The organism is Nocardia transvalensis NBRC 15921, from assembly GCF_000308875.1.
GTDB classification, from domain to species: Bacteria; Actinomycetota; Actinomycetes; order Mycobacteriales; family Mycobacteriaceae; genus Nocardia; species Nocardia transvalensis.
In genome coordinates this window covers 1-21,753 of the sequence record NZ_BAGL01000085.1, presented here as the reverse complement: position 1 = coordinate 21,753, position 21,753 = coordinate 1, and the positions used below count along the sequence as shown (strand labels likewise).

The 21,753-nt window shown below is 69.7% G+C and carries 23 protein-coding genes; 8 read left to right on the top strand and 15 right to left on the bottom strand.

The annotated features are described in order from the left end of the window. Nucleotides 1-7: 7 nt before the first annotated feature. Nucleotides 8-970 (bottom strand): N-acetylglutamate synthase, CG3035 family, encoded by a 963-nt coding sequence (locus ON41_RS29515; RefSeq protein WP_040751308.1) that lies wholly within the window; start codon nucleotides 968-970, stop codon nucleotides 8-10. Beyond that, nucleotides 960-1,550 carry a peptide deformylase gene (locus ON41_RS29510; protein ID WP_040751307.1) on the bottom strand — a complete coding sequence of 197 codons (591 nt, stop codon included), beginning with the start codon at nucleotides 1,548-1,550 and terminating at the stop codon, nucleotides 960-962. Before ON41_RS29510 ends, ON41_RS29515 begins: the two co-directional genes overlap by 11 nt. A 144-nt stretch (nucleotides 1,551-1,694) precedes the next feature. Between ON41_RS29510 and napA the strand changes: the two genes are divergently transcribed. From napA to ON41_RS29485, 5 genes are all read left to right on the top strand, one after another. Next, on the top strand, nucleotides 1,695-2,015 hold the full coding sequence (gene napA / locus ON41_RS29505) for a nucleoid-associated protein NapA (RefSeq protein ID WP_040751306.1): 321 nt from the start codon (nucleotides 1,695-1,697) through the stop codon (nucleotides 2,013-2,015). 39 nt (nucleotides 2,016-2,054) lie between these two features. After that, complete coding sequence (locus ON41_RS29500; protein WP_040751305.1) at nucleotides 2,055-2,621, top strand: LytR C-terminal domain-containing protein; 567 nt, start codon at nucleotides 2,055-2,057, stop codon at nucleotides 2,619-2,621. 112 nt (nucleotides 2,622-2,733) lie between these two features. Beyond that, on the top strand, nucleotides 2,734-3,432 hold the full coding sequence (gene sodC / locus ON41_RS29495) for a superoxide dismutase[Cu-Zn] (protein WP_040751304.1): 699 nt from the start codon (nucleotides 2,734-2,736) through the stop codon (nucleotides 3,430-3,432). Between the two features lie 12 nt (nucleotides 3,433-3,444). Then, the gene (locus ON41_RS29490) at nucleotides 3,445-4,590 is read left to right on the top strand and encodes a glutamate--cysteine ligase (protein ID WP_040751303.1); all 1,146 of its coding nucleotides are present in this window, start codon (nucleotides 3,445-3,447) and stop codon (nucleotides 4,588-4,590) included. Between the two features lie 134 nt (nucleotides 4,591-4,724). Continuing rightward, entirely contained in the window at nucleotides 4,725-6,026 is a 1,302-nt protein-coding gene (locus ON41_RS29485) for a phosphatase PAP2 family protein (protein ID WP_051162769.1), read from the top strand. 149 nt (nucleotides 6,027-6,175) lie between these two features. On the opposite strand, the gene mnhG is transcribed toward ON41_RS29485, so the two are convergent. From mnhG to ON41_RS29430, 11 genes are all read right to left on the bottom strand, one after another. After that, complete coding sequence (mnhG, locus tag ON41_RS29480) at nucleotides 6,176-6,535, bottom strand: monovalent cation/H(+) antiporter subunit G (RefSeq protein WP_083905725.1); 360 nt, start codon at nucleotides 6,533-6,535, stop codon at nucleotides 6,176-6,178. Continuing rightward, nucleotides 6,532-6,792 (bottom strand): monovalent cation/H+ antiporter complex subunit F, encoded by a 261-nt coding sequence (locus ON41_RS29475; protein WP_040751301.1) that lies wholly within the window; start codon nucleotides 6,790-6,792, stop codon nucleotides 6,532-6,534. Before ON41_RS29475 ends, mnhG begins: the two co-directional genes overlap by 4 nt. Beyond that, nucleotides 6,789-7,340 (bottom strand): Na+/H+ antiporter subunit E, encoded by a 552-nt coding sequence (locus ON41_RS29470; protein ID WP_040751300.1) that lies wholly within the window; start codon nucleotides 7,338-7,340, stop codon nucleotides 6,789-6,791. The genes ON41_RS29475 and ON41_RS29470 overlap by 4 nt, the downstream gene beginning before the upstream one ends. Then, nucleotides 7,337-8,947, bottom strand: coding sequence for a Na+/H+ antiporter subunit D (locus ON41_RS29465; RefSeq protein WP_040751299.1), 1,611 nt, complete (start codon nucleotides 8,945-8,947; stop codon nucleotides 7,337-7,339). Before ON41_RS29465 ends, ON41_RS29470 begins: the two co-directional genes overlap by 4 nt. Further along, on the bottom strand, nucleotides 8,944-9,327 hold the full coding sequence (locus ON41_RS29460) for a Na(+)/H(+) antiporter subunit C (RefSeq protein WP_040751298.1): 384 nt from the start codon (nucleotides 9,325-9,327) through the stop codon (nucleotides 8,944-8,946). Before ON41_RS29460 ends, ON41_RS29465 begins: the two co-directional genes overlap by 4 nt. After that, nucleotides 9,324-12,173 carry a Na+/H+ antiporter subunit A gene (locus tag ON41_RS29455; protein ID WP_040751297.1) on the bottom strand — a complete coding sequence of 950 codons (2,850 nt, stop codon included), beginning with the start codon at nucleotides 12,171-12,173 and terminating at the stop codon, nucleotides 9,324-9,326. The genes ON41_RS29460 and ON41_RS29455 overlap by 4 nt, the downstream gene beginning before the upstream one ends. Nucleotides 12,174-12,331: 158 nt before the next feature. Then, nucleotides 12,332-13,669 carry a hypothetical protein gene (locus tag ON41_RS29450; RefSeq protein WP_040751296.1) on the bottom strand — a complete coding sequence of 446 codons (1,338 nt, stop codon included), beginning with the start codon at nucleotides 13,667-13,669 and terminating at the stop codon, nucleotides 12,332-12,334. A gap of 269 nt (nucleotides 13,670-13,938) precedes the next feature. Continuing rightward, nucleotides 13,939-16,164 (bottom strand): AAA family ATPase, encoded by a 2,226-nt coding sequence (locus ON41_RS29445; protein WP_040751295.1) that lies wholly within the window; start codon nucleotides 16,162-16,164, stop codon nucleotides 13,939-13,941. A gap of 154 nt (nucleotides 16,165-16,318) precedes the next feature. Then, a complete protein-coding gene (locus tag ON41_RS29440) occupies nucleotides 16,319-17,206 on the bottom strand; it encodes a CDP-alcohol phosphatidyltransferase family protein (RefSeq protein ID WP_040751294.1) in 888 nt (295 codons plus the stop codon). Further along, nucleotides 17,203-17,919 (bottom strand): phosphatidylserine decarboxylase, encoded by a 717-nt coding sequence (locus ON41_RS29435; protein ID WP_040751293.1) that lies wholly within the window; start codon nucleotides 17,917-17,919, stop codon nucleotides 17,203-17,205. The genes ON41_RS29440 and ON41_RS29435 overlap by 4 nt, the downstream gene beginning before the upstream one ends. Before the next feature lie 126 nt (nucleotides 17,920-18,045). Then, nucleotides 18,046-18,318 carry a GlsB/YeaQ/YmgE family stress response membrane protein gene (locus ON41_RS29430; protein ID WP_040751292.1) on the bottom strand — a complete coding sequence of 91 codons (273 nt, stop codon included), beginning with the start codon at nucleotides 18,316-18,318 and terminating at the stop codon, nucleotides 18,046-18,048. A gap of 211 nt (nucleotides 18,319-18,529) precedes the next feature. On the opposite strand from ON41_RS29430, the gene ON41_RS29425 reads away from it, so the two are divergent. After that, nucleotides 18,530-19,558, top strand: coding sequence for a beta-ketoacyl-ACP synthase III (locus tag ON41_RS29425; RefSeq protein WP_040751291.1), 1,029 nt, complete (start codon nucleotides 18,530-18,532; stop codon nucleotides 19,556-19,558). A gap of 9 nt (nucleotides 19,559-19,567) precedes the next feature. Here the strand turns inward: ON41_RS29425 and ON41_RS29420 are convergent, their stop codons facing one another. Further along, nucleotides 19,568-20,266: an SIMPL domain-containing protein gene (locus ON41_RS29420; RefSeq protein ID WP_040751290.1), complete on the bottom strand. Its 699-nt coding sequence runs from the start codon at nucleotides 20,264-20,266 to the stop codon at nucleotides 19,568-19,570. A 46-nt stretch (nucleotides 20,267-20,312) separates the two neighbouring features. Further along, nucleotides 20,313-20,762, bottom strand: a complete 450-nt coding sequence (locus tag ON41_RS29415) for an SRPBCC family protein (protein WP_040751289.1) — start codon at nucleotides 20,760-20,762, stop codon at nucleotides 20,313-20,315. Between the two features lie 241 nt (nucleotides 20,763-21,003). Between ON41_RS29415 and ON41_RS29410 the strand changes: the two genes are divergently transcribed. Continuing rightward, the gene (locus ON41_RS29410) at nucleotides 21,004-21,201 is read left to right on the top strand and encodes a hypothetical protein (RefSeq protein WP_040751288.1); all 198 of its coding nucleotides are present in this window, start codon (nucleotides 21,004-21,006) and stop codon (nucleotides 21,199-21,201) included. A 33-nt stretch (nucleotides 21,202-21,234) separates the two neighbouring features. Next, nucleotides 21,235-21,753: response regulator (locus ON41_RS29405; protein ID WP_157185658.1), on the top strand; the 519-nt coding region annotated here is incomplete at its 3' end.

Genomic DNA, 21,753 nt, shown 5'->3' with positions numbered 1-21,753 from the left:
CGCGGGGCTACGCCGGCGCCGCGTAGCGGTAGCTGTGGTGCTCGACGAAGCCCAGCTCGCGGTACATCGCCAGGGCACTCCCATTGTCCGCCTCGACCTGAACGTAGGCGTGGGTGGCCCCGCGGCGGTGACCCCAGCGCAGCAGCTCGGCGCAGATCAGCGTGCCCAGGCCGTGGCGGCGGTGCGGGGCGGCGACCGCCACGCAGCTCAGCCCGATCCAGCGCCGCCCGTCGGGCGCGGTGGTGACCGCCCCGCGCCCCACCGCCAGCGGTGTGGGCACACCGAGTGCGGCGAAACCGATCTCGCCGTCGTGCACCGCGGTCAGCACGTCCTCGGCCGGCGCCGGGGGCGGGACCGGCACGGTGTCCTCGCCACGGAACCGGTACAGCTCGAGCCAGGATTCCGTCGGCCGCGCGTCGATCCGCACCATCGAAGGGCCTTGCGGGAGTACGACATTCCCGATATCGATGCCCATGACCACCGTCTCGCTCCAGGTGCGCCACCCGGGCGGCACCGGGGCCAGCCGGTCGGGCAACCGCAGTTGCAGCGGAAGTCCCCGGTCGGTGTACCACGCGCCGATGCGGTACAGCGTGTCCGCTTGCGCGAGTGCGGGTTCACCCGAAACGCCCAGGGGCACCGCGGAATTGGCGCGGTTGGTGTAGCCGTGACCGGCGCTCAGCAGCCAGCCGTCGATCCGGGTGCGGTCCACGCCGGGCCAGCCGTCGCACGCCGCCGCCTCCAGCGCGCGGATCTCGCCGGTGCGAATGGGCCTGGGCCCCAGGGCTTTCACGGCCACCACGCGATCGGCGGCGATGGATACGGTCTGCCCGTCGGCGGTGCGCACGGTCGGCGGATCCACCGTCACCAGCTCGCCGATCACATCGGTGAACCGGTGGGAGTAGTCGTCCGGCAGCCGGTACCGCACCATCACCCGGCGGCCGGGCGGGATATCGGGGAACTCAGTCGTCATGCCCGAACGGATCCGGCCCGTCGCCCGGCACCCAGCTGAGACCCGGTACGCCCCAGCCGTTCCGCTTGATGGCCTTCTTGGCCGCCCGCGCGTTGCGGCCGACCAGCACGTCCACGTAGAGGAAGCCGTCGAGGTGCCCGACCTCGTGCTGCAGCATGCGGGCGAAGAAGCCCTTGCCCTCGATCTCGACCGGATCGCCCTGCTCGTCGATGCCGGTGACGCGGGCCCAGTCGGCGCGGCCGGTGGGGTACTGCTCGCCGGGGACCGACAGGCAGCCCTCCTCGTCGTCGTCCGGATCGGGCATGGTCTCGGGGATCTCCGAGGTCTCCAGCACCGGATTGATCACCGCGCCGCGGCGGCGGCTCGTACCGCCGTTCGCATCGATGTCGGGGCAGTCGTAGACGAACAGGCGCAGCGGCTCGCCGACCTGATTCGCCGCGAGACCCACGCCGTGCGCGGCGTCGAGGGTTTCGTACATGTCGGCGATCAGCCCGGCGAGCTCCTCCGGCGATCGGGTGACCTTCTCGGTCGGTTTGTGCAGGACCGGATCGCCGACGATGCGGATCGGGAGAATCGCCATGGTCGCTCACTTTACTTGGGCGCCGGCGCCGGGCATCGTCACGGACACGGCAGCGTCCGACACGCCGTAAGACGGAGCGGGGAACGTCGGCGTTCGTGGTTGAATGAGCGCGAGTCGTCAGTTGTAACTCGGCGAGGGAGTGATATGGACAGCGCAGCGGCCCGGAACCTTTCCGCAAGCGAGGACAACTCTTCCGCGGGGGAGGATACGGTCGGCGCGCTCACCCGTCGTGAGCTCGACATACTCGATTTCGAGCGCAAATGGTGGAAGTACGCGGGCGCCAAGGAAGAGGCCATCCGCGAGCTGTTCGGCATGTCGGCCACCCGCTACTACCAGGTGCTCAACGCCGTCGTCGACAAGCCGGAGGCGCTGGCCGCCGATCCGATGCTGGTGAAGCGCCTGCGACGGCTGCGCGCCAGCCGGCAGAAGGCCCGCGCCGCCCGCCGTCTCGGCTTCCAGGTGTGATGCGGGCGTGCCCGCCCGCCTACGACTAGGGTCGACCAGGTGAGCAACCCCAATCCGCCCTCCGGTGGACCACCGCTGCGAGCGCTGGCGATGGTGCTGATAGCACTCGCCATCGTGTTCGCCGGCCTCGGCGCGATGGCGCTGTCGAGTTCCGATTCCGGTGCGGACACCTCTACCCAGGGGCAAGCGACGCAGGGCCAGCCCACCGGCACCACCACCTCGAAGCCGGTCGCCACGACGACGTCGGCCGCCGCCTTACCGACGACGACCTCGGCGCCGCAGACCACGACGACCACCGCCCCGCCGACGACCACCCCGGCCGCCGGTGATAAATCCGTCCCGGTGCGGGTACTCAACAACAGCACCGTCGCGGGACTGGCCGCGAAGACCGCCGGCGACCTCACCGCGGAGGGCTGGACCGTGGCCGAAACGGGTAACTACCCGGGTGGGGTGATACCGAAAACGACCGTCTACTACGGGAATTCGCCGGGCGAGCAGGCGGCGGCCCGGGCGATTGCCGACGAGCTGGGGGTCGCGGCCGAGCCCCGATTCGCCGGGATCGCGAACAATCCGCCCGGTGTGATCGTCATCGTCACAGGCAACTGAACAACCGTCCCGACGCCTCTGCCGCGTAACGGCTCTGGCATCATCTTGACCGGTAACGAATTCGTCCACCCAGCTTTACTCGTAAACTCGGTACTCGTAAAGGAGTTCCCCGATGGCCCCGTCCACAATTCGTCGCCCGTCCTGGTGGACTGTGACCCCGGTGCTGGCGGTCGCGGTCCTGGGTCTCGCGGCCTGCACGAACAGCCAGGAGTCGAGTGACGTCAAGGGGACCACGCCGCCGGTGTGGACGGGCTCGGCGGCCCCGGCGGAGGCCACCGGTACCAGCGGGCACGGCACCGGCGAACACGCCGCCCCGGCCGGAGATTCGGTGTCGGTGCAGCTCAAGGACCCCGCCGGAGTGCAGGTAGGCACCGCGTCGGTGGCCAAGTCGGGTAACCACCTGGAGATCACCGTCGAGGCGCACGGCCTGAAGCCGGGCTTCCACGGCCTCCATGTGCACCAGAACGGCAAGTGCGAGGCCAACTCCACCGCACCGTCGGGCGGCCCGGCCGGCGACTTCCTCTCCGCGGGCGGGCACCTGCAGGTCGGCGACCAGAGCACCCACCCGGCCAGCGGCGACCTGACCTCGCTCGAGGTGCGCCAGGACGGCACCGCCAAGCTCGTCACCACCACCGACGCCGTCACCCTGGACGATCTGAAGGGCAAGGCGCTGATGATCCACGCGGGCGCGGACAACTTCGGCAACGTTCCGACTCGATACACCCAGGCCAACGGCACCGCCGGCCCGGACGCCGAGACCTTGGCGACCGGCGACGCGGGCGGCCGGATCGCCTGCGGCGTCATCGGGTAGCGCGGGGCTGCCATGGGTGGGGCCGGCGTAGGACACGTTCCCTGGAACAGCTCGCCCCGCCCCACGCTGGGGGTCGAGTGGGAGATCGCGCTCGTCGACAAGTACTCGCGCAATCTGTCCAATACGGCCGCAGCGGTTTTCGACGCGGTCGGTGATCTGCGCGCCCACGACGGCACGCCGCAGATCACCAAGGAACTGCTGAAGAACACCGTCGAGCTGGTCAGTGGCGTGCACGACACCGTCGGCGAAGTCGTCGACGATCTGAGCGGCACGATGGACGCCGTGCGCGCCGCGGCCGATCGGGTCGGAGTGGATCTGTTCTGCGCCGGCACCCATCCGTTCGCGCAGTGGTCCACGCAACAGCTCACGCGCACAGCGCATTACGACGAACTCATCGAGCGCACCCAGTGGTGGGGGCGGCAGATGCTGATCTGGGGCGTGCACGTGCACGTCGGGGTTTCCCACCCGGAGAAGGTCTTTCCGATCCTCAACACGCTGCTGCTGTCGTACCCGCACCTGCTGGCGCTGTCGGCCTCCTCGCCCATGTGGGCCGGCATAGATACCGGGTACGCCAGCAACCGGGCGCTGATGTTCCAGCAGCTGCCCACCGCCGGGCTGCCGTTCCAGTTCGAGAACTGGTCGCAGTTCGAGGGTTTCGTGCACGACCAGATGAAGACCGGCGTCATCGAGCAGCTGGGCGGCATGCACTGGGATATCCGCCCGGCGCCGAAGTGGGGCACCATCGAGGTGCGCGTATGTGACGGAATTCCCACGCGCACGGAGCTTTCCGCGCTCGTCGCGCTGATCCACTGCCTGATCGTGGACCTGGATCGCCGGGTGGAGGCGGGAGAGACCCTGCCGACCATCCCGCCCTGGCACGTGCAGGAGAACAAGTGGCGCGCGGCGCGGTACGGGCTGGACGCGATCATCATCACGGACGCCGACAGCAACGAGCGCCTGATCACCGACGACCTCTTCGAACAGCTCAACCGGCTGGAGCCGATCGCCAAACAGCTCGGGTGCGAGCAGGAGCTGGCGCTGGTGGCCGAGATTCCGCAGCGTGGGGCGTCCTATCAGCGCCAGCGCCGGGTGGCCGCCGCCGCCCAGGGCGATCTGGTCGCGGTTGTCGACGCGCTGGTCAAGGAGCTGGACAACTAGCCTGCCGTCGCCGATAGGTGGCCGCTCGTTCAGCTGGCCAGTGGGGTGGCGTTCATCACCCGTTTACTATGGTCGTCGTGCTACTCGACGACCCGCGTTCCGACTTCGGTGACGCTCGCCGCCGCCGGCTCGGAATGCCGCCTCGGCGGGTCCTGATCGCGGCCGCGGTGGCGGCCGTGCCCGTGCTGCTGATCGTGCTGCAGATCGTGGCCTCCCGCAACGGATTCGAGGGTCCGCTGGAGAGTCTGTGGTCGGACTACGTGGGCCGGCCGAAGTCGGTGTCGATGCCCTGGGCGGGGCTCGCGCTGGCGCTCGTGGGGTTGTCGTGGCGGCGGCGGTTCGTCACTGTGGGGATCGCGCTGGCCATCGATGCCGTCTTCGCCGTCGGGCGCGTGCTGCTGGGCGGTTCGGTGACCATCGGCAACGGCGCGGTCATCGCGCTGACCGGGGTGGCGCTGGTCGCCTGGTTCGGCTGGGAGGGCAAGGACCGGCGCAATGCCCTGCACGCGGCGGCGCTGGGCGCCCTGCTGATTCTCGCCACCAAGGTGGGCGACGTCTGGCTGCACATCACGGTCATGGCCGGTCCGAACGTGCTGGATCGGTACGTGGTGCTGGCCGATCACGCGTTCGGGCAGCCCTCGTGGATGGTGGGCCAGGCTCTGGACGCGCTCGGGCCGGTGGCGCCCGCGGTATTGCACTGGGTCTACATCGAACTGCCGGTGGCGGCGATGGTGGTGGCGGCCTGGCAGTTGCGCCGCGTCGCGTCAACTGGGGTGTGGCCGACGCACTATCTGGTCCGGACGTTCCTGGTGCTCGGGTTGGTCGGCCCGGTGGTGTACCTGCTGTTCCCGGTGGTGGGTCCGATGTTCGCCTTCGGGCCGGACGGCCACGGGCTACAGATCGGGGACTACTGGCCGCGGATCGTGCCGCCGCTGGATCCGCACCCCGTCGCCCTGCCGTTCGACAACGCGACCCCGCGAAACTGCATGCCCTCCATGCACACCGCCTGGGCCACCACGGTCTTCCTGCACTCCCGCCGGGCGGCCGACGGCTCGCCCGCACCGCGCTGGCTGCGCTGGGGCGGCGCGTTCTGGGTCCTGGCCACGCTCACCGCCACGCTCGGATTCGGCTACCACTACGGCGCCGATCTGCTGGCGGGCATCGTGCTGTGCCTGACCGTCGAGTCCGCCCTGCGCGCCCCCGAACGCGGCTGGGATCGCGCCCGGACCGGACTGGTGGCCGGCGGCGCCGCCCTCCTCGGCGCGCTGCTGCTGACCTACCGGTTCCTGGCGGAGTGGATGGCCGAGTATCCGGTACCGGCCGGGGTTCTGGTGCTGAGCGCCGTCGCCGCCTACTGCTGGGCGTTCTATTCGGTGTGGTTCGCCCGCACCCCCGTGCCGTCGGCCATGGATACCGCAGCACTGCCCGCACGATAAGCCATACCTCTCGGCGCGCGACCTCCTCATTTCCGGCGCGCGACCTCCCCATTTCCCGGCACGCTACCTCCTCATTTCCCGGCACGCTTTTGGCCGGGAACCACCGGTGTAGATTCCGGCCAAAAGCGTGCCGGAAAACTGAGTGGGCCTTACTCGTCCGGCTGGTCCTCGTCGTCGCCGAGTTCGTTGATGAGCAGGAGGCCGTCGTCGTGGCGTTGTTCGCGGTAGGCCGTGCGGCCGATGAGGTGGGCGATGGCCGGGGCCGTGAGCAGGGTGAACAGGCCTACCAGGAGGAGCATCCACACGTTGCCGTGGCCGCGGAGCTGGATGGTGGCGCCGATGAGGATCAGGACGAGGCCGACCACCTGGGGTTTGGTGGCGGCGTGCATGCGCGTCAGCGTGTCCGGGAAGCGCACGATCGCGATCGCGGCGGTCAGCGCGAAGACGGCGCCGAGCACGATGAGCACGTACGACACCCACCGCAGCCCGGTGTCCAGCCAGACCGTCATCGGTCGTCACGCACCCGGAACCGGGAAACCGCGGCCGAGCCGAGGAATCCGACCAGGGCCAGCGCCACGACACCGGGCAGCACCGTGGTGTCGTCGCTGTAGACCGCCCAGACCGCCAGGCCGGCGGCGGTGATGCCGATGACCGAGTCGATGCCGACCACCCGGTCCAGCGTGCTCGGTCCGGCCAGGATGCGATAGCTGGTCAGGACGGCCGCCGAGATCAGCAGTACGGCCGCGACGACTGCGACAACCGTCATCGGTCCTCCTCGGAATACGTTGCCGGATCGGTCGATTCGCGCCATTCGGCGGGCCGTTCGAAGGTCTGGATGAGCAGCCGCTCCAACCGGCGGGTCACGTGGTAGAACTTGTCGACCGCGGCCTCGCTGCCGACGTCCAGCACGTGCACCCAGACGGTGTGCGTGGTCCGGTCCAGTTCCAGCACCATGGTGCCGGGGATCAGGTTCAGCACATCCGTGCACAGCACGAACACCAGGTCGGACCGGATGGCCATGCGCACCCGCAGCACGCCCGATACCGGCGCCCCGGACGGCCGGATCGCGAACCAGGCGATCTGCACGCTGGATTCGATCGCGTAATACGAAGCGACGGCGATCAATTCGAGCAACGACAGCGGATGCAGCCGCCCGGAGATGGGAATCCGCGGCAGCGGCAGCGCCAGCATGATCAGCGCGCCGATCACCAGCCCGGCCAGGACGTTACCGATACTCAGATCGCCCCACAGCGCCGTGTAGACGACGGCCAGCCACAGCAGCACGCCGATCCGGACGACGGTTTCGCGGCTCATCGCTGCCCCCCGTCCTGCGCGGTGCTCAGCGGCCCCAGCACGGTCTCCAGATAGGTCGTCCGGTTGTCGAGCTCCGCGGCGGCGCGGTCGGCGATGCCGAGGATGGGACCCGCGAACGCGGTGAGCGCCAGGCCCACCCCGAGCAGCGCGACGGTCGGTATCACCATCAGGCGCGGCATGCGTCCCACATCGGCGCGGTCGCCGAACTCCACGTCGGTCGACTCGTCGATCAGCGCCGAGGGCGCCGCATCGGCCAGATTGCCCTCGGGCGCCTGTTCGCGCGGCCGCCAGAACGCCTTACTCCACACCCGGGCCATGACGTACAGGGTCAGCAGGCTGGTGACCACCGATCCCGCCACCAAGACCCAGGCCAGGACGCCACCGTCGGCCGCGCCTGCCTGCAACAGCGCGGTCTTGCCGATGAAGCCCGAGAGCGGTGGAATGCCACCGAGATTCAGCGCCGGGATGCCGAACAGCACCGCCAGCGCCGGGCTCGCCGCAAGCAGCCCGCCCAGCCTGCTCAGCGACGCCGACCCGGCCTGCCGCTCGATCAGGCCCACCACCAGGAACAGGGTGGTCTGCACCAGAATGTGGTGCGCCACATAGAAGATCGTCCCGGCCAGGCCCGCGGCGGTATTCAGCCCGATGCCGAACATCAGATACCCGATGTGGCTGACCAGCGTGAACGACAGCAGTCGTTTGATATCGCTCTGCGCGATGGCGCCCAGGATGCCGACCAGCATGGTGAGCAGGCCGCAGATCAGCAGCACGTTCTCGAACTGGCCGCCGGGGAACAGCAGGGTGTGCGTGCGGATGATCGCGTACACACCGACCTTGGTCAGCAAGCCCGCGAAAACGGCGGTGACCGGTGCGGGCGCGGTCGGATACGAGTCGGGCAGCCAGTTGGACAGCGGGAAGGCCGCGGCCTTGATCCCGAACGCCACCAGCAGCACCGCGTAGATGGCGCCCCGGGTTCCGAGAGGAACATCGCCGATCCGCACCGCCATATGCGCCAGGTTCAGCGTGCCGGTGGCCGCGTACGCCAGCGCGATACCGGTGAGGAAGATCAGCGACGACACCATCGACACCATCACGTACGACACCCCGGCCCGGACCCGGTCGGCGCTGGCGCCCAGGGTCAGCAGTACGAAGGACGCGCCCAGCAGTACCTCGAACCCGACGAACAGGTTGAACAGGTCGCCGGCCAGGAACGCGATCGAAACCCCCGCGCTCAGAATGAGATACGTCGGCTGGAAGATCGAGGTGGGCTGCCGCTCGGCCCCGTCGCTGATACCCTGCCCGACGGCGTACGCGAGCACCGCCAGCAGCACGATCGAGGAGACCAGCAGCATCGCCGCCGACAGCCGGTCCACCACCAGCGTGATGCCGATCGGCGAATCCCAGTTGCCGATCTGCAACGCGGCCATGCCGTCCCGGTCGGCCAGGTACAGCAGCATCCCGGAGACGACCACCATCGCCGTGAGCGCCACGACCGACGCGATCTGCTGTACGCGGGGTTTGCGGCCGACGATCAGGGTGAGGGCCGCCGCCAGTAAGGGGATCAGTACCGGCAGCGGGGTCAGGCTCGGCATCAGGCCGGGGCTCATTGCTCGGGATCCTCGCCCTCGCGCCGCGCGGCGACCTTGACGTCCTCGGGGTCGTTCTCGACCTGCTCGGTGGTGGTGAGGGCGTAGGAGCGGTAGGCCAGCGCGAGCACGAAGGCCGCGAGGCCCATGGTGATCACGATGGAGGTCAGGATCATCGCCTGGGCCAGCGGGTCGGCCGAATCCTCGTGTGCGCGATCGGATTCGCCGAGGATCGGCGGTCGCCCGTCCGGACCGCCGACGGTGAGGATCAGCAGGTTCACGGCGTTGCCGAACAGGATCATGCCCAGCAGCATCTTCGACACCGCGCGCTCGAGGACGAGATAGACGCCGCACGCGACCAGGACGCCGACCAGGACCAGCAGGGTGATATTCGAGGTCATCGTTCCCTCCGAGTGGATCGGACCGTCGGCAGGGGACCGGTGTTCGTCTCGGTGTCCAGGCGTGCGCCGAGGCTGCGCAGCACGTCCAGGACCAGGCCCACCACGATCAGGTACACGCCCAGGTCGAACAGCATGGCGGTGACGAATTTGACGTGGCCGACCAGCGGCAGCGTCACCTCCACGATCGCCGAGGACAGCGGCGGCGCGCCGAGCAGCAGCGATCCGGTCGCCGTGCCCGCGGACAGCGTCAGCCCGGCGCCCAGCAGATGTCCGGCCTCGACCGGCAGCGCCTCGGCCAGCTCGTAGCGCCCGCCCGCGAGATACCGCAGGACCAGGGCCAATCCGGCGGTGAGGCCGCCGGCGAAACCGCCACCGGGCGCGTTGTGCCCGGCGAAGAAGAAGTACACCGACAGCACCATGATGGTCGGGAACACCAGCCGGGTGGTCATCGCGAGCACCATCGACCGGTGACGCGCCGGAAGCAGCGTCGCCGCCGGGAGCCAGGCGGGGCGGTCCGGATCCGGGTCGTAGCCCGGTGCGTCGGCCGCCCGCGGCAGCGTCCCGAACCGGCGGCTGCGGAACATCAGCGAGGCGACGCCCGTGGCGGCGACCACCAGCACCGAGATCTCCCCGAGGGTGTCCCAGGCGCGGATGTCGACCAGCAGCACGTTCACCGCGTTCTTGCCGCCGCCGAAGTCGTAGGCGTAGGCCGGGATTCCGTGCCAGATCGGTTCGGTGGTGCGGGCGGCGGTGGCGAACGCCCCGAGTACCGCGACCGCGGCGCCCGCCAGCGCGGCCAGAATCGCGCGGCGGGCCTTGAACGCGGTGGCGCGGTCCGGCTCGATCTCGGCGGGGAACTTGCGCAGCACCAGCACGAAGATGACCAGCGTCAGCGTCTCCACCAGGAACTGCGTGAGCGCCAGATCGGGCGCGCCGTGCAGGGCGAACAGGACGCCGCACCCGTACCCGGTGACACCGACCAACAGGACGCCCGCCAGGCGGTTGCGCATGACGGTGGCACCGATCGCCATCGCGATCATGATGAGCGCGATCACCAGCTGCATCGGTGAATCCCACAGGCGCAGGCCCACTCTCGCGCGCGCTCCGACGGCGAGCATGGCCGTGGGCAGGGCGATCAGTGTGACCAGGATCAGGGCCTGGTTGAGCGGCAGCGACCCGCGCTGGATCGCGCCGGTCATGCGCAGCGACAGCTGGTCCATCGCGCGCAGGGTCTTGTCGTAGACCCGGTCCGCGTTGCCCAGCCACGGGCTCGTGGTCTCGCCGATCCGGTCGCGGATCTCGAACAGCACCAGGCCGCAGGCGATCACGACCATGGTCAGGGTGAGCGGATGCCCGAACCCGTGCCACAGCGCGAGGTGGGTGGGTTCGGGACCGGGCAGCGTCGCCGCGTACGGCCGCAGCAGCCGGTCCATCCACGGCGCGGCCAGGCCGGTGGCGAGGCTCAACACGGCCAGCAGGGCCGGCGGCGCGAGGAACAGCGCGCTGGGCCGGTGCCATTCCAGCCGGGGCTCGGGCGCTCCCACCGCCACCGACTTGGAACCGAATGCGCCCCAGAGGAATCGCAGGCTGTAGCCGACCGTCAGCATGGACCCGATCACCACGCCGGTGCCGAGCATCACCTTGGCCGGTGCGGTCAGGTTGTCGGCGTCCAGGATCGCGCCCAGCGCGCTCTCCTTGCCGACGAAGCCGAGCAGCGGCGGGATTCCGGCCATACTGGCCCCGGCGAGGATCGCGGTCACGCACAGCACGGGCGCCTGCCGCCCCACCCCCGACAGCCGCCGCAGGTCACGGGTTCCGGCGCTGTGGTCGATGATGCCGACCACCATGAACAGGCACGCCTTGAACATCGCGTGCGCGACGATCAGCGCCGCCCCCGCCAGCGCGGCATCGGGCGTGCCCATGCCGACCAGCGTGATCAGGAATCCGAGCTGGCTCACCGTGCCGAAGGCCAGCACCAGCTTCAGATCGGTGACCTGGAGTGCGCGCAGGCCCGCGAGCAGCATCGATCCCACGCCCAGGGTGAGGATGATCGGATGCCAGGGAGCGGCCGTGGAGAACGCGGGCGCGAGCCGGGCGATCAGGTAGATACCGGCCTTCACCATCGCCGCGGCGTGCAGATACGCGCTGACGGGTGTGGGGGCGGTCATCGCGCCGGGCAGCCAGAAGTGCAGGGGGACGATCGCGGATTTGCTGAGCGCGCCGATCAGGATCAGCACCAGGGCGACACCGGTCGACCAGTCGGCGGGATCGACCCGGGTCAGCACCTCCGACAGCAGATACGTGTCGCAGCGCTGGCCCAGCAGAATGATGCCCACCAGCATCGCGAGCCCGCCCGCGCCGGTGACCAGCAGCGCCTGCAAGGCCGCGCGCCGGCCCGCGGACTGTTCGGCGTGATGCCCGACCAGCAGGAACGACAGCACCGTCGTCGCTTCCCAGAAGGTGAACAGCAGCAACATGTTGTCGCTGGTGACGAGGCCGAACATGGTGCCGGCGAAGGCGACCAGATAGCCGGCGAAGATGCCGAGCCGCTGGCGGTCGTCGTCGTCGAAATAGCTCGCGCAGTAGACGAGGATCAGCGCGCCGACCCCGAGTACCAGCGCCGACATGATCGAGGCCAGCGAATCGAAGCGCAGGTCGAGATTCATGTGGATGCCGGGCGCCCAGGACACGCGCAGTTCGCGCCCACTGTTCCAGTTCGCGATCACCCAGCCCAGGCTCGCCGCCGGAACGAGTGCGAGCAGGTAGAAGCCTCGCCGACCCAGCGCCCGTACGCACGGCGGCGCGAAAAAGGCCGCGGCGGCATGGGCGAGTAGAACAGCGAGCAAACTTCACTCCGTCGGTCGGCGGCGGGGTGGTGCGCAGTCGATAATACTTACGCGCTGGTCGGATTCCCGCGTCCGGACGCTATGGCGTCGACCATGTTCCCAGCTCTGGGCTATATGTCCGGTTCATGGCTATATATCGGCAATCGCGTTTACTGCGATCACGAGTCCGTCTCGTCCTCGGCGGGCGCGGTGACCGGGGCGACCGCCGGTGCGCGCAACCGCCGCAGCGCGACCAGTCCGGCCAGGCAACCGACCGTGATTCCCAGCGCCGTCCAGTAGGGGGTGGGTGAATTCGCCGTCGGCACCTGGCAGACGTACCAGCGGCCCGCGTCGACCGTCACGGTGGTGAAGTCGCCGCGGCTGACGTGGTCGCGCAGCGCCAGCACCACCGAGGGCATGAAGACGATCGCGACGCCGAGTACCCGCGTCGGGTTGTACCGGGGTGACGTGCTGCCGAAGCAGTAGCCGGCGGTGAGGGCCAGCACGACGCCGACCACGATGTTGCGGACCCGATCGTGGCTGTCGTGGCCGAGGGCCAGCAGGCAGTACAGCACCAGCACGGTCAGGACGATCAGCGCGAACATCGGCCCCGGCCGCCGCAGGCCCAGCACGATGCCCAGCGCCAGCAGGACCAGCAGCGGCGCCGACGACCAGACCGGCAGCCAGGACGGCATGATCGCGCTGCCCACCGCGGCCAGGGCCACCGCCAGCAGCACCAGGGTGCCGTCCCGGCGGGGCAGCAGCATGGCGGCGATCAGCCCGGCGATCACGGTCGCGCCCGCGGCCAGGGCGATATCGATGCGATCGTCGGCCCGGCGGGTGAGCCACTCGGTGCCGAACAGGGTCACCACGATGTACACCAGGCCGCCCAGGATCGGGGCCATCGGCAATTCGACCGAGCGGCGTTCCACCTCGGCGCGGTGGCGGTTGGCCAGCAGGCCCAGCGCGACCAGCGCCAGCGTGGTCAGGATCAGCCACGGCGGCGGCGAATCGATCGCGGGCCAGCGGCCGTACCTGGTCGGATCGCTCACGTCGTTGGCGTGCGGCACCGGCAGCGCCGCGCCGACCACGAGGCTGCCGAGCGCCCCGAACGTCCAGCCGAACACCTGGAGCCGGCCGCGCAGCACGGCTGCGGCGATGCCGCCGAGCAGGATTCCGCCCGCGATCGAATCGAGGAAGTTCAGGGTGGCCAGGGATGTGCCCGGCCCGCTCGACCGCCCGACCAGATGCGTCACCAGGATGAGCGAGATCCCGCCCAGCGCCGAACCCCACGCGGCCAGCGCGTGATTGACCGTCGTCGCGAAAACGGCGATGATCAGCGCGATCACGACCCCCGCCGCGATCGCCCGCGGCAAACTGTGGGCCAGCAGATCCAGCTGCAGCGCCGACGATTCGGTGGTCCACGCGAAGTCGATCGGGAGCATCAGCGACATCCCCGCAACCAGCGTCGCGAGGCATGCCGTCACCATCTCGAAGAGCCCGACACTGGTCCGCACCAGCCGAAAATACCTATGATCCACGCCACAACCGGGGAGACGTGCCGGTTTGTGTTGATACCGAAGTCGGCACCCGCCCCACTTCCCGGCCCGCCCCCTCAGTCCCCGGCAGCCTGAGGCACTCCTTCCCGGCAGGCCGAGAGTCTCTTTCCCGATGGGCGACCCTCTCTTTCCCGGCATGCTTTTGGCCGGGATCCCACCTCGTCACGGTGGATTCCGGCCAAAAGCGTGCCGGAAAAAGGGGGATGGCTGGGGGGATGGTTGGGGGATCAGGTGGTCCCGGCGCGCTGGTCGGCATAGAGCCGGAGCGATTCGACCTGGTCCGGGTCCAGGGACGGGCGGACGGCTTTGCGGGCGGCGGCGACGTCGGCGGCGGTGATGTCGGCGGCGTCGACGTCGCGGCGCATGGCCGCCAGTGCCGCTTCGCGTAGGAGGGCCGAGCAGTCCGCGGCGGAATAGCCGTTCAGGTCGGCGGCCAGGGCCGTGAGGTCGACGTCGGCGGCCAGCGGGACGGATCGGGCGGCGGTGCGCAGGATCGCGGTGCGGCCGTCGGCGTCCGGGGGCGGGACGAAGACCAGGCGTTCCAGTCGGCCGGGGCGGGTCAGGGCGGGATCGATGAGTTCCGGCCGGTTCGTCGCGCCCACCACGACCACATCGCGCAGCGGCTCCACCCCGTCCAATTCGGTGAGCAGTGCCGCCACCACGCGGTCGCCGACCCCGGAATCGCTGCTCTGACCGCGGCGCGGTGCCAGCGCGTCCACCTCGTCGAGGAAGACCAGCGAGGGCGCGGAATCGCGGGCGCGCTGGAACAATTCGCGCACCGCCCGCTCCGACGAGCCGACCCACTTGTCCATCAGCTCGGCGCCCTTCACGGCGTGCACGCTCAGCTGCCCGCTCCCGGCCAGCGCCCGCACCAGGAAGGTCTTCCCGCAGCCCGGCGGCCCGTACAGCAGGACGCCGCGCGGCGGATCGATGCCGAGCCGGGCGAACGAATCCGGATGCCGCAGCGGCCACAGCACCGCCTCGGTCAGCGCCTGCTTGGTCTCCGTCATATCGCCGACGTCGTCCAGGCCGAGACTGCCGATGGCCAATTCCTCGGTGCCCGACCGCGACAGCGGACGGATCACCTCCAGCGCGCCGACCAGATCGGGCTGGGTCAGCACCGGGTCGGTGTGGTCGCGGCTGGCCCGCGATGCCGCCCGCAGCGCGGCCTCCCGGCACAGCGCCGCCAGGTCGGACACCACGAACCCTGGTGTGCGGGAGGCGATCTCGTCGAGCTTCAGATCCTCGGTGGGTACCTTGCGCAGCAACTGCTCCAGCAGGTCCTTGCGCACGGCCGCCGTCGGCAGGGTGAGGGCGACCTCGCGATCGCACAGATCCGGTGCGCGCAAACGGGTATCGATACCGGCGGGGTGAGAGGTGGTGGCCAGGAACGCGACTCCGGGAGTCGCGACGGCCGCGCGCAGCTGATCGAGGATGAGGGCGGCGACCGGTTCCGGAGCCGCCGGCAGCAGCGCATCGATATCGGTGATCAGCAGCACTCCGCCGGGGCCGGAACAGATTTCGGAGACCGCGAGCCCCACCTCCCGCAGCCGGGTGCCGCTCTCGGTCGCCCCGACGGTGGGGCCGTCGAGTTCGACGATGCGGCGCGGGGTGGCCACCGCCCGCGCCAGCGTCGCCTTACCGGCGCCGGCCGGGCCGGTGACCAGCACGCCGAGATGGGGCGGGGCCCCAAGGGTTTTCAGCAGTTCGGGCTCGTCGAGTGCGAGGCTCAGCCACTCCGAGAGCTTCCCCGCCTGGGGGCGCACCCCGGCCAGATCGGCCACATCCACCGCGGACGGCCGCTCCCGCACCCGCATTCGCGTACCCGGCGGGCCGGACTGGCTGTCGGCGCCCGCGCCCGGATCGTGCGAGGCATCCGCCGCGGGCACGCCCGCGCCCCAGACGACCGCGCTGTTGGGCTGCACGCTCACCGGCCCGCGCACCGGATCGGTGGCCGTGACGGTCACCAGCTCGGAGGTCCACGCGATCCCGAAGGTGCGCGAAAGCGCCTGTGTCGCAGCCGCTGTGCTGGTCCCCGGTCCCAGATCGCGCGGCAGCAGCGAGACGGCGTCCCCGACGGTGACCACCTTGCCGAGCAGCGCCTGCCGCAGCGTCGCCTCGGGAATGGTGTGCGAGGCCTGCGTCGACCCCGTCACCGAGATCTGCCGCGCCCCGAACACGGTCGCCGGCGCCACCACCACGGTCGCGTCCTCGCGCACCCCCGCATTCGACAGCGTCACATCGTCCAGCAGGATCACCCCGGCGGGCGTCCCCTTCGGCGCCACCCCCGCCACCGCCGCCGTCCGCCGCGACCCGACCAGCGCGATCCCGTCCCACTCCCGCAACCCCAACGCCGCCAGCGCCTCCGGATGCAACCGCACCACCCCCCGCCGGGTGTCGGCGGCCGAACGGTTCAGACGAGCGGTCAATGAGAGATCAGGCACCTGTCCCATTGTGCAGGGTCCGATCACCTCGGCGGATTTTCGGCGCACTCCCTTGTTTCCGGCATGCTTTTGGCCGGAATCCACCCGGGCGCGAGAGGGTTCCCGGCCAAAAGCATGCCGGGAAAAGAGCAGGCGGGGCCGCCGAGCACGGGGTGCGCATGACTCAGCGCTCCCGGGCCCCCGGACGCCGTAAACGCAGACGGGAGGACGACACCGGGACGCGGGGGACGCGCAGGGCCGGGCGGCGGCGGGAGGCGCGGCGTTGGGCGCGGCGTTCGGCGGGTTTGTGGTGCCAGGTCTCGGGGCGGGCGGCGACCCAGCGCTGGGAGCGCCACGCGAACGGGATGTGCACCAGGTACAGGCCGATCAGCACCATCAGCAGGATGAGGGGGTAGGTGACCAGCGCCGCGGCGGCGAGGGCGGTCAGCACCAGCAGCGCGGCGGCGGCCTGCGGCGCGACCGACACCGACTTCAGCGCCAGCGTCGGGATGGTGCTGACGGCCAGCAGGGCCGCGAAGATCGTCCAGGCCGCGACCACCGGGAAGTTGTTCCACCAGCCGCTGTGGAACTGCTCGTGCACGGCCAGCGGCAGCAGCGCGATGAGCGCCGCCGCCGGCGCGGGTACGCCGACGAAGTACTCGCGCTGCCAGTCCGGCCGGGTGTCGTCGTCCATCAGCGTGTTGAACCGGGCCAGCCGCAGCACGATGCTGACCGCGTAGATCAGCGCGATGATCCAGCCCCGGCTGTCCTGGTTCAGGAACGTCACGTACAGCACGAGCGCGGGCGAGACGCCGAAAGAGATCGCGTCCGCGAGCGAATCGAGTTCGGCGCCCATCTTGGTCGTCGCCGACAGCATGCGGGCCAGCCGCCCGTCGAGCATGTCGAGGACGGCCGCCGCGCCGATCATGGCCACGGCGGTGCCCAGCGAGCCCTCGAGGGCGAACTTCACTGCCGACAGTCCCGCGCACAGCGCCAGGATCGTGACGATGCTGGGCAGCAGTCGCACCGTCCGGCGCCGCCGCCCCTGTTCGGTAACGGTCTCCTCGATCATGAGAGCAGTTCTGCGAGCACCGTCTCCCCGCCGATGGTGCGCTGACCCGGCGTGACGAGCGGCCGCGTCCCGGCCGGGAAGTACGTGTCCACTCGCGAGCCGAATCGGATCAGCCCGTAGGTGTCTCCGATGGCCAGCTTGTCGCCGGCCTTGGCGTCGCACACGATGCGCCGCGCCAGCAGGCCCGCGATCTGCACGACGGTCACCAACTGCCCGGCGTCGGTCTCGAGGACGACGCTGTTGCGCTCGTTCACCGAACTCGCCTCGGGCAGATCGGCGGAGCGGAACTGCCCACGGCGGTAGACGATGTCACGCACGGTGCCGGAGACCGGCGTGCGCTGCACATGCACGTCCAGCACCGAGAGGAAGATGCTCACCCGCGGCAATTCGGCGTCGCCCAGGTTCAATTCGGCCGGCGGCACCGCGGAGTCGACCAGCGCGACCTGCCCGTCGGCGGCGGCGACCACGATATTCGGCCGGTTCGGCGGCACCCGGTGCGGATGCCGGAAGAACGCCGCCGTCGCCGCCGCGGCCGCGAAACCGCCGCGGCGCAGCCACTTTCGCCGACGGCCCAGCAGCGCGACCACCAGCGGCGTCGCCACGAACGGCAGACCGGCGGGATGCAACGGCGGAATCGCGTCGCGAACCAGATCGGCGACGTGGCCGAGGCCGGTGCGGTCGGGCGTGCCGGGCGGGGTGGGGCGGCGGGCCACAGGCTCCTCTTTCGTGCGTGGACAAGTCGCTCACACCATACGGGACGCGGCCGGTCGGAGCGTGTGCTGAGACAGCGAAAACCACCGCAGCGACGAGTTCGCCGCTGCGGTGGCACGATCGGCCGGTCAGCCTACTTTTCGCCGACCGGTGACCAGGCGGACCAGCCACAGCAGGATCACCGCGCCACCGAGGCAGGTGAGGAAGCTGAAGATGATCCCGCCGCCCTCGACGTCGACGCCGAGCAGCTTCAGCAGGAATCCGCCCAGCAAGCCGCCGACGACGCCGACGACGATGTTGAGGAGGATCCCCTGTTGTTCGTCCGTTTTCATGAACTTGCTGGCGATCCAGCCCGCCAGGCCGCCGATGATGATCCAGCCGATAATTCCGAGACCGAGCATGGTGTCCTCGCATCGCTTGTTGGGACGGGGTGTCACCGCCGGTCGCAACCGGCGTGCGAACTCGCAATACCCAATTGATTGTGACAATACCCACGACGCCCGTCCGTCTTCCGGCTAATATGAGGGGGCCTCATGTCTACGCGCGCGTACGCGGGCGGGGACGCGGGCCCGATGAAGGAACGTTCGTGCGCGGCTACCTAGGAGAACCACGATGGCAGCTCGACTCGCCCAGGTCACAGGGGTGGAGCACACCGCGATGCTCGGGCTCGGCGTCTACCGCCCGGCCCGGGTCGTCACCAACGACGAGGTTGCCGGACCGATCGACTCCAGCGACGAATGGATCCGCACCCGCTCGGGCATCAAGACCCGGCGGTTCGCCTCGGATTCCGAAACGATCATCGGCATGAGCGCCGCGGCCGCGCGCGACGCCCTCGCGGCGGCCGACATCACGCCCGATCAGGTCGACTGCGTCATCGTCGCGACCTCCACCTGGCTGCTATTAACCCCGGCGGCCGCGCCGCAGATCGCTACGGAGCTGGGGATGAACAACCCAGCCGCCTTCGATATCTCCGCCGGGTGCGCGGGCTTCTGCCACGCCGTCGGCCTGGCCTCCGATCTGGTGAAGGGCGGTACCGCCGGTCACGTCCTGGTGATCGGCGTCGAGCGCCTCACCGATGCGGTGAACCCCGCCGACCGCGGCACCGCGTTCCTGTTCGCCGACGGCGCGGGCGCGGTCGTTATCGGCCCGTCCGACGAGCCCGGCATCGGCCCGACCGTCTGGGGCTCCGACGGCACCCAGCACCACGCCATCCGCCAGGACAAGGACTGGATGGAGTTCTTCGCCGAGATCGACGAGAAGGGCCTCGAGGCGGTCCGCCCCTGGCTGGCGATGGAGGGCACCGCGGTCTTCCGCTGGGCGGCGCATTCGCTGAAGAAGGTGTGCACCGACGCCATCGAGCGGGCCGGCCTCACCCCCGAGGAGATCGACGCCATGGTCCCGCACCAGGCCAACGGCCGCATCATCGAGATCATGGCCCGCGAGCTCAAATTGCCCGAGAGCTGCGCACTGGCCCACGACATCGAAGAGGCCGGCAACACCTCGGCCGCCTCGATCCCGCTGGCCATGGAGGCGCTGCTGCGCAGCGGCGAGACCAAACCGGGCGCCGACGCGCTCCTGGTCGCCTTCGGCGCCGGGCTGTCCTACGCCGCCCAGGTTGTGAAGCTTCCCAACTGGCAGTAATCGCCTCGCTTACCCCATATTCCAGGTGACGGTGACGTTGAATGTCACCGTCTGCATCCCCGGTTCGAGCGGTACCGCGGGCGTCGCGAACTGATTGCGCGGCGTCGGCGGCTCGTCGCCGCCGCTACGAGTCTCGTTGACGGTCTTGACATCTCGCAACTTCAGCCCCGACAGCACCGCGTACTGCTCGGCCCGGGACTTGGCATCGGCGAAGGCGCGGGCGCGGGCGTCGGCCAGCAGTTTCGAATTGTCGTCGAGCGCGAAGGAGACCCCGCGCAGCCGGGCGTCGTTACCCCCGGCCTTCACCGCGGCGTCCAGCACCCCCGACGCCTTCGCCAGATCCCGCACGGTGATGTGCACGGTGTTCGTCGCGCGATACCCGGTCACCGCGCGATCGGAGCCGGGCCCGTACTGGGGTTGCAGCGAGACGTCGGTGGTCCGGATGTCCTCGCGCGCGACGCCCGCGCCGACCACGGCGTCGTTCACCGCCTTCGCCCGCCCGTTGGCCGTCTCGATCGCCGTGGAAACGTCCGGTGCGGTCACCTCGACCCCGAGATCGGCGTTGAGCGTATCGGGCGCCCCGCGCACCTGACCGGTGCCGACGACCGTGACATCCCGGTCGGTTCCCGCCGAGCCCGAGTCACCGCATCCGGTCAAGAGGGCGGCCGTACCCGCGAATACGGCCACGGCCCCAGTGATTCGTCGCATGGCCGGAACCTACGCGGACCGGCCCGCCGTGTTCGCGGAACACGCCCTACCGCTCGGCGGCGGCCTTGATTTTGCCGAGGGTTTCGTTCATGCCCCGCACCAGGTTCGACTCGAACTGCTCCTCGCCGCCCAGGAAGGCGTCGATCAGCACGCGCACCGGCTTGCGGACCCCGTTGGGGACGTCGCGGCGTTCGGTGAGCCGGGTGCCGGAGTCGGTCGGCTCCAGCGTGTAGCTCCACACCGTGCCGTTCTCGTTCATCCGGAACGCGAAGGCCTGGTTCGGTTCGAACCGGACGATCCGCGAGGTGGTCGGGTAGTACTTGCGCCCGTCGCGATTGAGATTGACCGTCCAGGCGCCGGAGCGCGGCGTGCCCAGCGCGACCATGCGGACCGTATTCGGGCTGAACTCCGGCATCCGCTTGAGATCCGAGACGACCGCCCAGACCCGTTCCGGCGGCGCGGCGATCTCGACGGTGGCTTCCAGGGTGTTCGGCAACAGTGCCTCCGATGGTGTGACGAACGGTACCGGTAATCCTACTGGGCAGCCGGTACGGATCCCCGGGGATGTCACCGAAGTGATGCGGGCCACAGCCGATTGAAAATCGACTAGATCACATTCTGATGTGATGGGTACCCCTAATTGTAATAACGGACGCACAATGGCAGATAGATGAGACGGAAGGCAACGAAGCAACCGACCCGAGCCCGAGTTTTCGTCCAACGTGAGGTGATCGGCCGTGAATCTCCGCTTTCTCCTCCACCGCCGGTACGCGGATTCCGTTCCGTTACTTCCGGTTTCGGAATACGAGGACACTCCCAGCCCGATGCGGACGGGCGGTAAGAGATCGCAGCGCGCGGTGGCCGAACGCGAGGAAAGGCTCGAACGGTTGCTGACCCCCACCGAGCTGGATCTGGTCCAGCATCATCGACTGTGAGCGCGGACTTGCGCGAGCGACGATACTTTTGAGGTGACTTCACCAGCTGTCGCCAAACCGGCGATCCTCAGCGTCGACGACGATCCGGGAGTATCCCGGGCCGTGGTCCGCGATCTGAGGCGCCGATACGGAGCGGATTACCGAATCCTGCGCGCCGAGTCGGGCGCCGCGGCGCTCGACGCGCTCCGCGAGATGAAACTGCGCGGCCAGCCGGTCGCCGTCATGATCGCCGATTACCGGATGCCCGAGATGGACGGCATCGAATTCCTGGAGCGGGCGATGGATCTCCATCCGTACGCCCGCCGCGTATTGCTCACCGCGTACGCCGATACCAATGCCGCCATCGAGGCGATCAATGTCGTCGATCTCGACCACTATCTGCTCAAGCCGTGGGATCCGCCGGAGGAGAAGCTCTATCCGGTGGTCGACGCGCTGCTGGAGGCGTGGCGCGGCGACGAGCATCGCCCGGTGCACGAGACCAAGGTGATCGGCCACCGCTGGTCGGCGCGCTGCTCGCAGGTGCGGGAATTCCTGGCCCGCAACCAGTTGCCC

What these genes read in the sequence shown, in the direction of transcription:
- ON41_RS29515 (WP_040751308.1), bottom strand. Translation starts at nt 970, where the DNA reads ATGACGACTGAGTTCCCCGATATCCCGCCCGGCCGCCGGGTGATGGTG.
- ON41_RS29510 (WP_040751307.1), bottom strand. Translation starts at nt 1,550, where the DNA reads ATGGCGATTCTCCCGATCCGCATCGTCGGCGATCCGGTCCTGCACAAA.
- napA (WP_040751306.1), top strand. Translation starts at nt 1,695, where the DNA reads ATGGACAGCGCAGCGGCCCGGAACCTTTCCGCAAGCGAGGACAACTCT.
- sodC (WP_040751304.1), top strand. Translation starts at nt 2,734, where the DNA reads ATGGCCCCGTCCACAATTCGTCGCCCGTCCTGGTGGACTGTGACCCCG.
- ON41_RS29490 (WP_040751303.1), top strand. Translation starts at nt 3,445, where the DNA reads ATGGGTGGGGCCGGCGTAGGACACGTTCCCTGGAACAGCTCGCCCCGC.
- ON41_RS29485 (WP_051162769.1), top strand. Translation starts at nt 4,725, where the DNA reads ATGCCGCCTCGGCGGGTCCTGATCGCGGCCGCGGTGGCGGCCGTGCCC.
- mnhG (WP_083905725.1), bottom strand. Translation starts at nt 6,535, where the DNA reads ATGACGGTCTGGCTGGACACCGGGCTGCGGTGGGTGTCGTACGTGCTC.
- ON41_RS29475 (WP_040751301.1), bottom strand. Translation starts at nt 6,792, where the DNA reads ATGACGGTTGTCGCAGTCGTCGCGGCCGTACTGCTGATCTCGGCGGCC.
- ON41_RS29470 (WP_040751300.1), bottom strand. Translation starts at nt 7,340, where the DNA reads ATGAGCCGCGAAACCGTCGTCCGGATCGGCGTGCTGCTGTGGCTGGCC.
- ON41_RS29465 (WP_040751299.1), bottom strand. Translation starts at nt 8,947, where the DNA reads ATGAGCCCCGGCCTGATGCCGAGCCTGACCCCGCTGCCGGTACTGATC.
- ON41_RS29460 (WP_040751298.1), bottom strand. Translation starts at nt 9,327, where the DNA reads ATGACCTCGAATATCACCCTGCTGGTCCTGGTCGGCGTCCTGGTCGCG.
- ON41_RS29445 (WP_040751295.1), bottom strand. Translation starts at nt 16,164, where the DNA reads ATGGGACAGGTGCCTGATCTCTCATTGACCGCTCGTCTGAACCGTTCG.
- ON41_RS29440 (WP_040751294.1), bottom strand. Translation starts at nt 17,206, where the DNA reads ATGATCGAGGAGACCGTTACCGAACAGGGGCGGCGGCGCCGGACGGTG.
- ON41_RS29430 (WP_040751292.1), bottom strand. Translation starts at nt 18,318, where the DNA reads ATGCTCGGTCTCGGAATTATCGGCTGGATCATCATCGGCGGCCTGGCG.
- ON41_RS29425 (WP_040751291.1), top strand. Translation starts at nt 18,530, where the DNA reads ATGGCAGCTCGACTCGCCCAGGTCACAGGGGTGGAGCACACCGCGATG.
- ON41_RS29420 (WP_040751290.1), bottom strand. Translation starts at nt 20,266, where the DNA reads ATGCGACGAATCACTGGGGCCGTGGCCGTATTCGCGGGTACGGCCGCC.